The organism is Sphaerisporangium album, assembly GCF_003323745.1.
GTDB lineage: Bacteria > Actinomycetota > Actinomycetes > Streptosporangiales > Streptosporangiaceae > Sphaerisporangium > Sphaerisporangium album.
Window position 1 is genome coordinate 18,277 of the sequence record NZ_QOIL01000019.1, and the last position, 15,867, is coordinate 34,143.

At 69.6% G+C, this 15,867-nt stretch carries 7 protein-coding genes; 1 reads left to right on the forward strand and 6 read right to left on the reverse strand.

Annotated features, from left to right (window positions below; translation table 11 throughout):
- Positions 1-6 precede the first annotated feature (6 nt).
- The 3 genes from DQ384_RS29050 to DQ384_RS29060 form a co-directional block, all read right to left on the reverse strand.
- Positions 7-873 carry a 3-hydroxyacyl-CoA dehydrogenase family protein gene (locus tag DQ384_RS29050; RefSeq protein ID WP_245966860.1) on the reverse strand — a complete coding sequence of 289 codons (867 nt, stop codon included), beginning with the start codon at positions 871-873 and terminating at the stop codon, positions 7-9.
- A gap of 31 nt (positions 874-904) precedes the next feature.
- Positions 905-10,573, reverse strand: coding sequence for a type I polyketide synthase (locus tag DQ384_RS29055; protein ID WP_114032068.1), 9,669 nt, complete (start codon positions 10,571-10,573; stop codon positions 905-907).
- Between the two features lie 287 nt (positions 10,574-10,860).
- A complete protein-coding gene (locus tag DQ384_RS29060) occupies positions 10,861-11,088 on the reverse strand; it encodes a hypothetical protein (protein WP_114032069.1) in 228 nt (75 codons plus the stop codon).
- A 32-nt stretch (positions 11,089-11,120) separates the two neighbouring features.
- Between DQ384_RS29060 and DQ384_RS29065 the strand changes: the two genes are divergently transcribed.
- Complete coding sequence (locus DQ384_RS29065; RefSeq protein WP_114032070.1) at positions 11,121-12,920, forward strand: fatty acyl-AMP ligase; 1,800 nt, start codon at positions 11,121-11,123, stop codon at positions 12,918-12,920.
- 31 nt (positions 12,921-12,951) lie between these two features.
- Here DQ384_RS29065 and DQ384_RS29070 read toward each other — a convergent pair whose 3' ends face one another.
- From DQ384_RS29070 to DQ384_RS29080, 3 genes are all read right to left on the reverse strand, one after another.
- Positions 12,952-13,782, reverse strand: a complete 831-nt coding sequence (locus tag DQ384_RS29070) for a 4'-phosphopantetheinyl transferase family protein (protein WP_114032071.1) — start codon at positions 13,780-13,782, stop codon at positions 12,952-12,954.
- Positions 13,782-14,321: a gamma carbonic anhydrase family protein gene (locus DQ384_RS29075; protein WP_114032072.1), complete on the reverse strand. Its 540-nt coding sequence runs from the start codon at positions 14,319-14,321 to the stop codon at positions 13,782-13,784. Before DQ384_RS29075 ends, DQ384_RS29070 begins: the two co-directional genes overlap by 1 nt.
- Positions 14,322-14,533: 212 nt before the next feature.
- Entirely contained in the window at positions 14,534-15,220 is a 687-nt protein-coding gene (locus DQ384_RS29080; RefSeq protein ID WP_147268929.1) for a LuxR C-terminal-related transcriptional regulator, read from the reverse strand.
- Positions 15,221-15,867: the final 647 nt, after the last annotated feature.

Consider the following 15,867-nt stretch of genomic DNA (forward strand, 5'->3'; position numbering starts at 1 on the left):
AGCCGGTCAGCCGGCATAGGTGTGGAAACCGCGGCCGGACTTGCGGCCGTGCAGTCCCGCGTCGGTCATCTGCTTCAGCAGCGGGCACGGGCGGTACTTGCTGTCGGCGTAGTGCTCGTAGAGCACCTCCATGCTGTAGAGGATGGTGTCAACGCCGATCAGGTCGGCGGTTTCGAGCGGACCCATGGGATGCCCGAAGCAGCCGCGGAACACCTCGTCCACGGATTCGGCGGTGGCCACCCCTTCATGCACGAGGTAGGCGGCCTCGTTCACGGTGAGCATCAGCACCCGATTGGACACGAACCCGCAGGCGTCCTTGACGTCCACTGCGCGTTTGCCCATGCCGCGCAGCAGGTCCCGGGTCCGCCGCACGGTCTCGGCGGAGGTGTGGAATCCGGGGATCAGCTCCACGACCGGCTTGACCGGCACAGGGTTCATGAAATGCACGCCCACCACTCGCTCGGGGTGGCGGCCGACGGCACCGACCTTGGTGATCGGAATCGCGGACGTGTTGACGATGATGACGGTCTCGGCCGGGCAGATCTCGTCCAGTCGCTCGTGTACAGCACGTTTGATCTCGACGTTCTCGGTCACGTTCTCGATGACGACCTCGGCCTTGGCCACCTCGTCCAGACTGGTGCTGGTGGCGATCCTGGAGAGGATCTCGGCGGCGTCCAGTGCCGGGCCGCCCATCAGCGCGCTCATCCGGCAATGGCCGGCGATCGCCGCCCTGGCCGCTGCCAGGATCTCCTCCCCGGTGTCGACCAGTACGACGTCGTAGCCGAACTGCGCGAGGTTCTGGGCGACGCCGATGCCCATCACGCCGGCCCCGATCACGCCGATCGTGGAGGCGCCATTTCTCATGTCTGTCATGCCGGTGTCCCTTCGGTCGCCAGTTCGTCGGTCAACGCTCATCGGTACTGACCTGGTTTCCGGGGAGGGCCTGCCTTCCGGAAACGACCTGGCCCGCGACGGGCTGCGGTCTGCCGCCTGCGTTGGGCCTCCCCTCCGTCCTGCGGCGGTGAGCGGCCTCGATCCCGGACCGGCGCAGCTGCGCCTTGGCGCGGCTGTCGTCCCGGCGGGTACCAGGCTCGCCATCCGAGTCGATGTACCTCGCCATGGCGGCGACGGTCGGTGCCTCGTAGAGGATGTGCGGGGCCAGGCGCGCGCCGGGGAAGGCTTTTCGCAGCACAGACACGATCGACACCCCGATCAGTGAGTTACCGCCGAGCTCGAAGAAGTTGTCCGCACTGCCGATCCGCTCGAGCTTGAGCGACTCCCGCCAGACCCCGGCGACCGCCTCCTGCGTCGGGCCGGTCGGCTCCTGGTAGGGGGTGAGCAGTTCGGGCCTGGGATGCCGGGTGGTGTCGGCCCTGGTGCTCTGCTCGACCACGTCGAGGGTGAACGCCGCGCTGAGCCGGGCCACGGTCGGCAGGTCCTGAGTGGACACCACCACCTGTGGGACGCCGGCGGCCAGCACGCGGCGCAGTACCCGCCAGCCCTCTTCGATGGCGATGCCGAATTCGGCACGGTGCCACCGGAAGAAATCCGCGAGCGCCTCGTCGTAGCCGCCGAGTCCGGCCTCCCAGGCGTTCCACACCCACTCGCCCCAGTCGATGGTCACAACTCGCCGGCCGGTGCCGGTCTGCTGGTGGGCGTAGCCGTCGAGGAAGGCGTTGGCCGCGCAGTAGTCGACCTGCCCCGGACCGCCGCCGGTCGCGCTGGCGATGGAGCCGAACAGGACCAGGAAGTCAAGCGGCACCTCGTCCGGCTCGCCGATCCGCAGCGCCTGCGCGATCGCCTGAGTGCCCGCGATCTTCGGGGCGAGCACGTCGGCGCCATCCTCGGGCAGTTTGAACTGGATGAGCCCGGTGCCCGGGACACCGGCGGTGTGCAGGACGCCGTGCAGCGCTCCGAAGGTCTCCTTCGCCATCAGGATCGCACGGCGGACGGCGGCCGGATCGGCGACGTCCCCGGTGACGACCTCGACCCGGCCGCCGAGCGCCTCGATCTCCATGACCGCGGCGATCCGCCGGCGGGTGACTTCGTCGGCGCCGTCGTCGGTCAGTACGGCCGGCCAGCGGTCCCTGGCCGGGAGCCCATTGCGGCCGAGTAGCACCAGCCGGGCCCGGTGGTCGCGGGCCAGGTGGCCGGCCAGGCCGAGGGCGATGCCGCCGAGCCCACCGGTGATCAGGTAAACGCCCTCGTCCCTGAAGGTGCTGCCCGGTCCGAGGTCGGCCGCCCCCTCAAGCACCTCATATCCCTGCAGCCAGCGCCGGCCGCGACGCAGAGCGACCGTCGGATCGGTCCGGGGCCGCCGAAGCTCGGCGACGATGTCCGCTCCAGGGGTCTCGGGCCCGGCGTCGATGAGCCGGGTGGTCACCCCGGGGTACTCCAGCGGAATGACGAGGCAGGGCCCGGTCACGGTCGCCGCGGCCGGCCTGGCCTCACCGCCCAGTACGTCATGCGCGCCGGCCGAGACCACGTCGAGCGTCCAGCCGTCGGCGCCGGATTCGCCCGCTGCCCGGGCCAATGCGACCAGCGTGTGCAGGCCCGCGGGCACCGTCTCGACGTCGGGGCAGTCCAGCGTCCAGAGGTGGACGACCCGCTCGAGGCGGCGGCCGCTCGCCCGCATGCCGCGCAGCAGCGCCAGCGTGTCCGCCAGGTTGCCGGGGCGTACGGTGTACTCCTCGCCTGAACAGGCGTAGCCGGTCCCCGGCGTGACGACGGTGATCGTCACGCCGTCGGCTGGCACTGCGGCCCGCAGCGCGGCGAGCACCTCTTGGGCCCGGCCCTCCCTGGCGTAGACGAGCCAGGAACCCGGCTGGTCCGGTGCCGGGCCGGTCGCCGCCGCCTGCCGCCAGACCGGCTGGGAGAGCCATCGCTCCTCGGGCAGCCGGGGCAGGTCGCTGAATTCCTCCGGGAGGGCCTGCCCGGCCGGGGCCTCCCTGCCGGCCGGCGCCGCGGGGCGAACGGCGGACCGCTCGATCCAGTACCGCTTCCTCTGGAACGGATAGGTCGGGAGTGGGATCCGGCCGGGCCGTCCGCCCGAGTAGACGTGCGGATCACCGTCGCCGCGGCCGTGGACGGCCGGCCAGTCCACGTCGGCCCCGCACAGCCACAGCCGGGCCAGGCAGTCGGCCAGTGCCGCGTCCGCGGGCCGGGAGTCGGCCGCGGCCGGCAGCGTCGTCGCGATCAGCGGCCACCGCTCGGGCGGGCAGCCCGCGGAACGGATCAGCGCGCCAAGGGACGGGCCGGGCCCGATCTCCACGATCGCCAGATCCGGGTCGGTGAGCAGTGCGGTGGCACAGTCGGCGAACTGGACCGTGCGGCACATGTGGCGCCCCCAGTAGCCCGGGTCGGTCGCCTCCTCGTCGGTGATCGGCCGGCCCGTCACGTTCGACAAGTAGCGCACCGCCGGCGGCTTGAGTGTCACATTCGCGGCGACCCACGCGGTGAGGTCGTCGGCCAGGGGGGCGAGCATCCGGGAGTGGAAGGCGTGCGTGGTCTGCAGCGGCCGGCAGGGGATCTCGGCCCTCCGAAGCTCATCGGCCAGCGTCTCGGCGGCGACGGCAGGCCCCGCGATGACGGTCATCTGCGAACCGTTGACCGCCGCCACGTCCAAGCCGCGCTGGTCGATCCGGTACCGGCCGGCCAACTCGCCGACCGGCAGCGGCACCGCCAGCATCGCGCCGGTCGGTGCGCTTGCGATGAGCCGCGCCCGGTAGGCGACCAGGGCCAGCGCGTCCGTCAGGCTGAGCACCCCGGCCAAGCAGGCGGCGACGTACTCGCCGAGGCTGTAGCCGAGCATCGCCCGCGGTCGCACCCCCCAAGCGATCAAGGTGGTGGCCAGGGCGTAGTCGACGGCGAACATGAGCGGCTGGGCGATCTCGGTGCGCTGAATCAGTGCGGCCCGCTCGTCAGGGCCGGCGGCTCGGCCGAGTAGCGCGGCGAGATCCGGCCCGCCGCCGCGCGGCCCGGTCAGCAGGTCGTGCAGGTCGGTGCCGGGGAGCTCGTCGGCCAGCACGGTGAGGCACTCGTCCAGCGCGGCGCGGAACACCGGCTCCCGCCGATACAGCTCGCCCACCATCCCGGGGTACTGCTCGCCCACCCCGGCCAGCAGGAAGGCGACAGGTCGGTCGAGTACCGCTTCGACGCGCCCTGCGGGCTGGGGACCGCTGCCCGTGAACACCGCCGACGCATCCGCGATCGAGGAGACAACGGCGACCCGGCGGTGCTCAAAGGTCTTTCTGCCGGCCTGCAGGGTGAAGGCGAGGTCGGCCAGGCCGGTGTCGGGCTGGCCGGCCAGCGCCTCGCCCAGCCGGGCACAGGCCTCATCGGCGGCGGTGGCGGTCCGGGCCGACACCGGAAGCACCTGGTACCGGCGGCCGGTCTCGGCGTGGACCGGAGGCATGGCCGCCCGGGCCGGCGGCTCTTCCACGACCACGTGCACGTTGGTGCCGCCCATACCGAGGGAGTTCAGCCCGGCGATCCGCGGCCGATTCCGCACTGGCCACGGCGTGTGCGCCGCGTTGACCACGAACGGGCCGCCCTCGAAGTCGATCTCCGGATTGGGTGTGGTGTAGTGCAGGGTCGCCGGGACGACGCCTTCGTTCACCACCAGGGCCGTTTTGATCAGACCGGCGACGCCGGCCGCCCGGTCCAGATGGCCGATATTCGTCTTCACCGACCCGACCCGGACCGAGGCGGCCGGCAGCGGCCCGAACGCCCGGGTGAGCGCGGCCATCTCGATCGGGTCGCCGAGCTCGGTCGCGGTGCCGTGCGCCTCCACATAGCCGACGTCGGCGGCGGTGACGCCCGCGTCGGCGAGCGCGTCGGACACGACCCGGGCCTGGCCGATCACGCTGGGCGCGGCGTAGCCGACCTTGAGCGCCCCGTCGTTGTTCAGCGCCGAGCCGCGGATCACCGCGAACACGTGGTCGCCGTCGCGCAGCGCGTCGCGGAGCCGCTTGAGCGCGACGACAGCGGCGCCGTCCCCGAATACGCTGCCGCGGGCGGCGGCGTCGAAGGTGCGTACGTGCCCGTCGGGCGATTCCTGCCCGCCCGCGGCGAACCGGTGACCGACGCGGTCGGGTACCCGGATCGAAACGCCGCCTGCGAGCGCCATTTCGCACTCGCCTGCGCGCAGGCTGCGGATCGCGGTGTGCACGGCGGCCAGCGATGTGGAGCAGAACGTTTGCACCGCCATGCTCGGGCCGCGCAGGTCGAGCGCGTAGGACACGGTCGTGGTAAGCGCGTCCTTGTCGTTGCCCATGATGACCTCGTAGTTGCTGACGTCCGCATCGGCGGTCAGCTGATCGGTCATGCCGAGCAGGTAAGTGCTGATGTTCGCGCCGCCGAACACGCCCACGCGCCCCCGGTCGCCGGGCTCGGGGTAGCCTGCCTGCTCCAGGGCCTCCCAGCAGACCTCCAGGAACAGCCGCTGCTGGGGATCGGTGATCGCCGCCATCCGGGGACTGATGCCGAAGAAGGCGGCGTCGAATCCGGCGATGTCCTCGAGTACCGCCCGGGCCGGCACGTAGGAGGGGTCCTCGAATTCGGCCGGGTCGACGCCCGCCTCGCGCAGCTCCTCGGGGGTGAAAAAGGTGATCGACTCGACGCCGTCGCACAGGTTCCGCCAGAACGCCGCCACGTCCTCGGCTCCGGGGAACCGGCCGGCCATGCCGACGATCGCGATCCGCTGGTCCTCCTCTGACGGGGTCCGGGCCGGCGCCGCGGGCAACGCGACCCCTTCGGTGATCGACGCGGACGACGTCGCGCGCTCATCTTCGGTGATCGAGGCGGACGGTGCCACGCGCTCATCCAGGCGGGCGGCCAGCGCCTGTACGGTCGGTGCCTCGAAGAGCGTCACGCTCGGCACGCTCACCCCGAACCGTTTACCGGCCAGTGCGAGCATCTGCAGGCCGATCAGCGAGTTTCCGCCGAGGTCGAAAAAGTTGTCGCGAGCGCCGACCGAGTCGATGCCCAGCAGATCCGACCACAGACCGGCCAGCGCCCGCTCGGTCGCGGTTCGCGGCGGGGCGTAGGGCTGGGCGAGATCCGGCCGCGGGAACCGCGGACCGGCGGTCGCCCGGTCCGGCCCGCCCGAGCCGGTGGGCAGCCGATCGGCCAACCCGCCCGCGGCCACGATCACGTCCGGCCGGCCGAGCCGGAGCACGTCGTCGACGGCCGCGAGCGCCTCGGCGTCGGTCATCGCGTGCGCGGTCATGGTGGCGCCGAGGGCACCGAGCCGGTCCAGGGTGACCGACCAGGTGTCGAAGGAGGCGGCCAGCCACCGGGTCGGGCCCGCCGCACTCGCGGCGACCGCCGTCAGCGCCGCGTTCGCCGCGGCATAGCCGCCGAAGGTGAGTCCGCCGAGCAGCGCCGAGGTGGACGAGAACGCCAGGCACCAGTCCGGCGCCAGGCCGGGCTCCAGGTCGGCGAACAGCGCGGCAAGCACCTGGGCTCCACCGGCTTTGGCGTCGTAGCTGCGGGCGGCGAGAGCGGTGTCCAGGTCTCGCAGGGGCACGAACGTGTCCGGTCCGATGGCCGCCGCGGCGTGCAGCACGCCGTCGATCCGGCGACCGGTGAACAGCGCCCGCATCGCGGCCGTATCGGTGACATCTGCGACGGCCACCTCGATGGTGGCACCGGTTCGCGCGGCCTGGGCGCGCAACCGGTCCACGGCGGCGGCGCGTGGATCGGCCGGGTCCGCGGACAACTCGGTGCGGCCGGTCAGCACGATCCGACCGGCGCCGCGGCGGAGCAGGTGGCCGGCCAGCACCGGGCCGATACTGCCGAGCCCGCCGGTGATCAGATAACCACCACCGGGGCGGACGGCGTAGCCGTCGGCCGCGGCGCCGGCTTGTACGTACTCGGGCAGGTACCAGCGGCCGAGCCGGTGCCCGGCCAGCCGGACCGGTGGGGCGTCCCGGACCGCGGCGGCCAGCACGGCGGCCATCTCCGCGGGGTGGCCCGCCGGATCCAGGTCGAGTACCTGGCAGTTCAGGTTCAGGTACTCCTGGTTCGCCACCACAGGCAGCACCCCCGCCGCGGCCTGAGCCGGGTCGGCCGGCTCGCCGTCCAGGATGCCGAACGCGCCACGGGTGGCGACCAGCACCCGGGTGATGCCAGTGGCGTGCTCGCCCCAGGCGGCCAGAGTCGCGGCGGTGGCCGCCACAGCGGCCGACGGCTCGGGGCGTTCGAGGGCGCCCAGCACGACGAGCGTGACCGGGCCGGTGGCTGCCGCCGTCGCGCGCGCGGCGACCGCGGCCAACTCGGACGCGCCGGCCGTCAGGACGGTCTCGTGGCCTCCCAGTCGCGCGGCCAGCTCTGTCGCCATCTCGCCGGCGATGTCGTCTCCGGCCAAGACGGTCACCCCATGGGGCCGGGTGGATCCGGCGTCCTGCCAGGTGTCCTCGCACGGGGTCCACCGCCGGGTCATCAGCTGCACATGGCCGGCCGGTGCGGCCGCCGGCTCTACGGCCGCGGGGTCGCCGGCAGTGATCCGCGCGCCGTCCGGCGAGGTCGAGACCTCGGCGACCGGCAGCGGTGCGGGGCCGGGCCAGAATCGCTGATGCTCGAAGGGGTATGTCGGCAGCGAGACCTGAGCGTGCGTGTAGGGGCTGTGCAAGGCAGGCCAGCTGATCCGGACCCCCGCGACCCACAGCTGTGTGGAGGTCCGCACCAGGTGCTCCTCCTCGCCGACGCCGCGGTGTGGCGACGGCAAGGCGGAGAGAGCGACCAGTCCCCGCTCCGATGCGCCGGCCGCGCAGATCTGGTTGGCAAGACTCGACAACTGCCCGGAGCCGGCCTCCAGCAGCACTCCGCCGACTTCCTCCGCTATGAAACGGATACCCGCATCGAAGCGAACCGTGTGGCACATTTGGTCGGCCCAATACCGCGGATCCACCGCCTGAGCCGCAGTGAGGGGTTCGCCGGTGAGATTGGACACGACCGGCACCTGTGGCGGCCGAAGCTCGGCGTCGCCAAGGAGCGCGACAAGTTGCTCGCGTAGGGGTTCCAGCTGGGCCGAGTGCATCGCGTGCGAGTTCGGCAATCGGCGACAAGCCGTTTCCTGCGCTTCCAGCCGCAGTTCCAGACGCCTGATCGCTTCTTCGGATCCGGATACGACCGAGGCCATCGGTCCGTTCGCCGCGGCAAGACCCAGCTCCCCATCGAGGAGGTGGGCCGTCGCCGTGGCCTCCAGTGCCACGGCCAGCATCGCCCCTGCCGGGGCGGATCGGATCAGCCGAGCCCGATGAATGACGACGCGCACCGCATCCTCCACGCTGAGCACTCCGGCCAGGCAGGCGGCCGCGTACTCGCCGAGGGAGTATCCGATCAGCGTGGCCGGCCGAATCCCGAGCGACTCGAACAACATGGCGCATGCGTAATCCACGGCGAGGACCGCCGCGTGGGACACCTCGATCGACGATGTCAGGTCTGTGGAGGCCACGGCTTCGCGGCCGAGCATCGCCGGCAGGTCCATGCCCGCCGACTCGATGGGCCTTTCCGGGTACAGCGCTGAGAGGATGTCCACACCATGGGCGGCGGCGGCAGCGGCACAGCGCTCCAGCGCTGCCCGGAACACCGGGTGCCGCTCATACAATTCCCGGCCCATGCCGGGATACTGATCACCGGTTCCCGGCAGCAGGAGGGAGACCGGGGTACCGCCACCGCCCGGATTCCGAACGCGCCGACCCTTGATTCGGCCATCGGCCACCTCGCGCAACCGCGCCACGGTGTCCTCGAGTCCGTCTGCCACCACGGCGACACGAATGTCGAGCGCACTGCGTCCGGTTTGCGTGGTCCACGCAACTTCGGGGAGTTCGAGGTCGCCGCGACCCAGCCGGTCGAGCAGGTTGGATGCCGCCTTCGCCAGGGCCGGCGGGGACTTCGCAGAGAGTAGAACGGCGTGCCACGTCGAGACGGATTCGGCGCGAGGCGAGGGCTCCGGCGCCTGTTCCAGCACGACGTGGGCGTTGCTGCCCGACCATCCGAACGAGCTCACGCCGGCGAGTCGCGACTGGTAGCCGTCAGGCCAGGGGAGAGGGCGATCAGGCAGCAGCATGGGGAAGGCCTGCCAGTCCACGGCCTGGCTCGGCTCCGACAGATGCAAATTGGCCGGGACGCGGCCGTGCTTGAGGACCAGTACCGTCTTGATCAGGCCGGCCATGCCTGCCGCCCCGATCAGGTGGCCGATGTTCGTCTTGACCGCGCCGAGGATCAGCGGGCGGCTTGCGTCGCGGTTCCGTGCGAACACCTCTCGCAGGCCGGCGATCTCTATCGCGTCGCCCAACGCCGTGCCGGAGCCATGCGTCTCGACGTACCCGATGTCGGTCGGCGCGGCCCCGGCCCGCCCCAATGCCTCACGTATGACCGCTGTCTGCGCCTGTCGGCTTGGCGCTGTCAAGCCATTGCTGGCGCCGTCCTGATTCGTGGCGGTTCCGCGCACCACGGCCAGTACCTGGTGGCCCCGCAGGGTGGCCTCGCTGAGCCGTTCGACGACGACGACGCCGCAGCCCTCGCCCAAGAGGAAGCCATCGGCGGCCGCGTCGAAGGTCTTGCATCGTCCGTCCGCGGCCAGCATCCGCATCTTGCAGGCCTGGCGGAACGCATCAGGGTGTGATGTGGCGCTCACACCGCCGACGAGAGCGCGGTCGCAATCTCCGCGCTCCAGGCTCTCGACGGCCAGGTGCAATGCCACCAAGGAGGAGGAACAGGCTGTGTCGACGGTCAGGCTCGGTCCGCGCAGGTCGAAGAGATAGGAGATTCGACCGGCGGCCACGCTGGAGGCGGATCCGACGCCGTAGTGTGGATCGTCCAGGCAGTCCTTGCCGTGATCTTTCTGTAACGAGGCGTACTGGTCGCCGGCCATCATGCCGATGAACACGCCAGTGCGACTGCCCCGCAGTTGCTCCGGCGGAAGCCCGGCGTCTTCGAGCGCCTCCCAGCTCACCTCAAGCAACTGTCGTTGTTGCGGATCCATGCGGAGGGCCTCCCGAGGGGAGAGGCCGAAGAACGCGGCGTCGAATCCAGCCAGATCCTCGACGAAGGCGCCCCGAGTGGTGTAGGCCGTGCCGGGCGCGTCAGGATCCTTGTTGAAACGCGCCGCGGCGTCCCACCGGTCCATCGGCACCTCCGCGGAGGCGTCCGCTCCGGCGAGAAGGCCGGCCCAGAACTCGCTCGGATCATCGGCGCCGGGGAAGCGGCAGGCCATGCCCACCAGGCAGATCGGATCCGCAGCGGACGACGACGGCGCGGCCAGGGCCTCGAACTCGTGAGAGGCTCCGCTGTCCGGTTCCGCCGGCTCGGCGAGGGCGCACGCCAGGTCGGCGATAGTGCAGTGCTCGTAGAGGAGCGCCTGAGACAGGCGGCGACCCAGCAATTCTTCGAGTTCCCCGGAAATGCTCACCGCTTCGGTCGAGCCGATGCCCAACGTCTCGAAGGCGCTGTCTGACCCGATCGCGGTGGGAGGAGCGCCTATCGCCTGCGCGATTCGATCGACCAGCCATCTCTCGATGTCCCCCGCGCGAATACCGCTCGTTTGGCCATCGTCCTTCTCCGCCATGTCACTACTCCTGGTACGCGGGGCACTATCGAGTCTGGTCGGGTTCGCAACCGCGACGGTAACGGCCTTTTGTCTCGGCTACATCAGCTGATCGAGGGAGATCGGTCTAGGAATTCAGGGGATGCCTTCGTCGGCCGACCGGATAATGGCTCACTCCGACCTCCGGTGGATCCGGAACCAGACCCCCGGCCAGTGACAATGCTCATTAGGGTCGGTAGCCTCTCCCCTTGACTTCCGGATTTATGGAGGGCTCTGTCGTGACACCGTTCATCGCCGGGGTCATAGCTTCATGGGCATACGATCCGGGTGACCTTCAGCCGGCAGCCGACCTGCGCATCGTCCGCGGTCGCGAAGAACGCGAACGCCGCGGCGCACCCCGTGGAGCATCGATCGGCCTCATCCACATCGATGAAGCGTTCCTCGGTCTTCGCGAACGAGTGATCCCGGCGGCCAAGCCCGGCGAGCCCGGCCGCTGACCGATTCTTCCCGGGCATCCGCCGCTCGGCCTGGACCACCCACCGTTTCCTGACACCCATGGGGTCGAAGAATGCCTGATCTCGCAGGGCGAACCGCCCAAACGCTCGTCCACCTGCTGCGCACGCGCGCCGCGGATCGGCCGGAGCACATACCTCACGTCTATTCCGAGTACGGCGACAAGCAGAACGTCGAGCTTTCATATCAAAGGCTTGATCAGAACGCCCGGGCGGTGGCCGCCCGGCTGGCGGGGCTCTGCTCACCCGGCGACCGCGTGCTGCTGCTGTACCCGCCGGGTCTGGAGTTCAATGCCGGGTTCTGGGGGTGCCTCTACGCCGGGGTCATCGGGGTGCCTGTCGCGCCCCCGCAGCTGAGCAAGCTGGAAGCCGGGGTCGCTCGGATGCGGGCGATCGCGGCCAATTCCGACGCGCGCGTTCTGCTGACCGACTCCCCGACCGCTGAACGCCTACGGGAGGCCCTGCCGTTGATCGGCGGCTTCGAGCACGTGCGGATTCTCGCGACCGACGACCTCCAGGACGGCGAAGCGGAGGAGTGGCGGCCGGTCTCGGTCTCTGGGAATACGGTTGCCTACCTCCAGTACTCGTCGGGTTCTACCGGCGCACCTAAGGGAGTCGCCCTGACACACGCCAGCGTGCTGGCCAATCTGCGTGTGATCGGCACCGCCGTCGGGATCACCGAGGAATCGCGGGTCGTCAGTTGGCTGCCCACGTTCCACGACATGGGTCTGATCTCCGCCGTCCTGCTCCCGATCTCGGCTGACATCACTACGTTTCAGATGGCGCCCCTTGCCTTCGTCCAGCGGCCACACCGCTGGTTGCGCATGATCGCGGAGGTGGGAGCCACGACAAGCGTCGCACCGAACTTCGCCTACGACCTTTGCGTTCGGCGGATCACGGAGCCGCAGATGTCGGAACTCGACCTGTCTGGTTGGGACGCGGCCATGTGCGGAGCCGAGCCGATCCGGCCGGCCACACTGGACCGCTTCGCCGACATGTTCGCCGTGTGCGGGTTCCGGCGGCAGGCCCTCTATCCGTGCTACGGCCTTGCGGAGACGACACTCATGGTCACCGGCGGACCTCTCGGCACCGGAATGCGCACCGCATGGGCGGACCCCGACGCGCTCGCATCGGATCGATTCCGTCGAGATGTGGATCCTCGGCACGGGCGCCTCTTGGCCTCCAGCGGCGGGATGCTGGCGGGCATGCAGGTACGCATCGCCGATGCCGAGAGCCTCGAGGTTCTGCCGGACGGACGGATCGGCGGGATCTTCGTATCCGGTGACAGCGTGGCCCAGGGATATTGGAACAACCCTGAGGCCACCGCGGACTGCTTCAACGTGCGCCTGAACGGGGCTGAGGGGCTCTTCCTGAGCACCGGGGACCTTGGCTTTCTGCAGGACGGACAGCTCTGGGTCACCGGTCGACGCAAGGATCTGATCATCGTCGACGGCGGCAACCACTATCCGCAGGACATCGAGGCCACTGCCGCCGCCAGCCACCCAGCGGTTCAGCCCAACGGCTGCGCCGCCTTCCAATTCGAGGACGGAGCGCTCGGCCTGGTCGTCGAGGTCAATCGGCGTTACCGAGTCGCCACCCACTTGCAGCCCGCGGCGGACGGCGGATCGGTGGTCCTCTCCGCGGAGCTTGAGCAGGCGATTCGGCAGTCGGTCAGCGTCGCGCACAACCTTAGGGTCGACCGGCTCTACCTGGTGAGGCCGCGTACCATCCCTCTGACCTCAAGCGGCAAGATCCAGCGGAACCTGTGCCGGACGCTGGCCCTTGATGGCGCCCTGGAGGAAAGATCAGCGGTCGCCGAACAGCGCGCGGCGGCGGATCCGGTCGGCCGGTTATGAAGCCCAGGGCACCTTCGTTGGCCCTCAGGGCTCACCGCTCGGCGAGCAGGCCGGGATCGGCCGGCGGATAGCCCGGCAGCTCGGCGGGGTCGCCTACCACGATCGCCGTCACCGGCACGGTCGACGCGAGCGAGACACTGTGCCAGGGCGGCCCCTGTAGCTGATCGAGGTCCACGTCGTACAGCCAGACCGGACTGCTCGGCCAACCCGGCACCGACTCGACCGTCGCGGTCGATCCCCGAACATCGAGCTGGTCCGGGCCGACGCGCAGCCCCAGACCGGACACCTTCATCGCCGCCTCCTTGCGCGTCCACACCTGGAAGAACCACCGGGTCCGGCCAGGTTCGGTCATCCGGTTGAAGGCGGCGGTCTCGTCAGGGGTCAGTGTCCGCCGGGCGAACCCCTCGACGTCCCGCAACGAGTGGTGGCTCTCGATGTCGACCCCGATGCGGCCCCGGCCGATGACGGCGACCAGCATCCAGTCCGCGGTGTGTGAGACCGAGTAATCGAACGGAGCGCCGGGGAACCGCGGTCGGCCGAGGTCGGCCTTGCCACAGTGTTCACAGGTTCGTTCGATCGTCAGCGACTCCGGCGGCCGGCGGAGGTATCGGGCGCCGACCAGGCGCTGAACCACCCGCGATGTGATGAACGTCAACCGGGTTTGCTCGACGACGAAATTCGCCGCCTGGACCTGCTCAGCCTCGTCGAGCAGGTCCGGCCAGTCGATATTCGGCCGGACGGGGACCAGCCACAATTCGGCGGTGCCGTCCGTCGTGACCGCTCTCGCCTGGGGCCCGGAGGTGGATGGATTGGTCGCCACGGCATGGCCGGTGGCCGCTTCCGGTCCCTTCGAGGTCCGCATCAGGGGTGGGAGGTCGAGAGGAGGTCATCCCACTTTGCCGCCTGGTGACGTCTCGCCAGCTCCACGTAGCTGTCCGCCGTGCCGGTCAGCACGGCGCGGTCACCGTCGGTCAGTTTGCGGACGACCCTTCCGGGCGCCCCGGCCACCAGAACGCCGGGCGGGATCGCCATCCTCGGGCCGACGAGTGCACCTGCGGCGATCATCGACCCGGCCCCGATCCGTGCTCCGCCGAGCACGATCGCGCCGATGCCGATCAGTGATCCCGCGGCTACATGGGCGCCGTGCACCACCGCCTTATGCCCGATGCTCACCCGGTCCTCGATGATGCAGGGTTGGCCCCGGTCGGCGTGCAGACAGCACATGTCCTGGACGTTGCACTCCTCACCCACGACGATCGCGTCGTCGTCGCCGCGTAGTACGCTCCCGTACCACACACTGGTTCCCCGGCCGATCGTGACGTTCCCGACCACGATCGCGCCGGGCGCCAGCCAGGCCCGTGGATCGATCCTAGGGACGTTTTCCTCAAGCGTGCCCCGCATGTCGCGCTCCCCTCTCCGGACCGTCTCTCCTGTCCGGCCCGGCCATGACTCTTATGAAACTTCGGAACCCTCGGCAATCAGGAACTGGACCGACGAATCTCAGGACCACCCTTCGCCGCCCGTCATGACCGGCCTCCCAGGCACGCCGGTGGCGCGCCGAGCAGTTGAGGAGAGATCCATCCGATGCTTTCGATCGGAGGGAGGCGAGAGGTTCATGGTCCGGCCACGCGAAGATCATCCCGCCATTCGGGGCCGGGGTTGCTTCCATCCCCTGCGGTCGAGACCCCGGCGAGGCGCGCGACCAGTGCGGCGCCCAAGCGATCGCGAACATCGAGTTTCACGAAGATGTTGGACACGTGGCACTTCACCGTCGCCACCGAGACATGCATGCTCCGTGCGATTTCCTGATTGTTCTCCCCGATTGCCAGGCGGAGGAGCACATCACGCTCGCGCGGGCTCAGGTTCTCCAGTGCGGCAACCTGCGAGGAGCCGACCGCTTGGCCGAGCATGCGGAGGCGATCGAACAGTATCGTGGCGATCACAGGATCGATCACCGTCAGCCCTGCCGCAACCTTTCGCACGGCGTACACCAGTTCGCCCGCGTCTGCGCCGCGCACCAACATGCCGGTAACGCCGGCGGATATGGCCTCATAAACGAACTGGTAACTGTGGTCTCCAACGAGGATCAGGACACGCGTGTGTGGGCAGTCGCGGGCGATCCCCGCGGCCAATCCAAGGCCCACCTTCGCACGCAGGCCGATCAGAACCACGTCGGGCCCTTGCGCGATAACGTTGGGCAGTGATTGACCCGTGAATCTGGATTCCGCGATCACAGATATGTCGTGCACTTCTTGTAATACCGTGGACATCCCTCTTCGGGATATATCCTCGTCGTCCACCAACAGAACCTTAATCACACTACCTGCCTCGATTAGATAGTGGTGTAAGGAGCACCACGGAGGTATCGGGCCGCCTGGAGTCGGAGTATTGGGGCCAGTGGAATACCTTGAACCAGGCTTGGCCCAGTATTCATCAATTGCGGAGCTCGCCCGACGGGTTCGCCTGAGTGCTCCAGATGGATCCTCGACCAGAGCGGCGGTCGATCACTGCCGGCTGAACCGACCGGTATTCAGGTTCACCGGGATGACGCGGCGGCGTCGCCCACCTCGAGGTGATCCGCACCCTATCCGGTTCCCGCCCCGGATGGAACTCCTGCCATTTATCCAAGCGGCCGTTTCGAGACTTTGAGAAACGAGATCGGCGACATGGACCACGCGGTCGAGATGGGCATCGACGTGGCCCACCGGGTGGTGAACGGAACACACGAGGAACTCTTCCGCCCCGGCGGTCTGACCGCGACTGCTTCGTCCTCTGCGGAGGCCTGGCATGATGGGCCGCCGAGCGCTCATGCGTGTCCAGTTCGCTGAACGCCCTCCAAGGCGTTCCTCGTGATGCGCCTCGTGCTCGTTCTAGTAATCACAGGATGACTTCCCCCTTGTGAAATCCTCCGGCTCCGCACTGCACCCGTGGAGAGGTCCCCCGACAT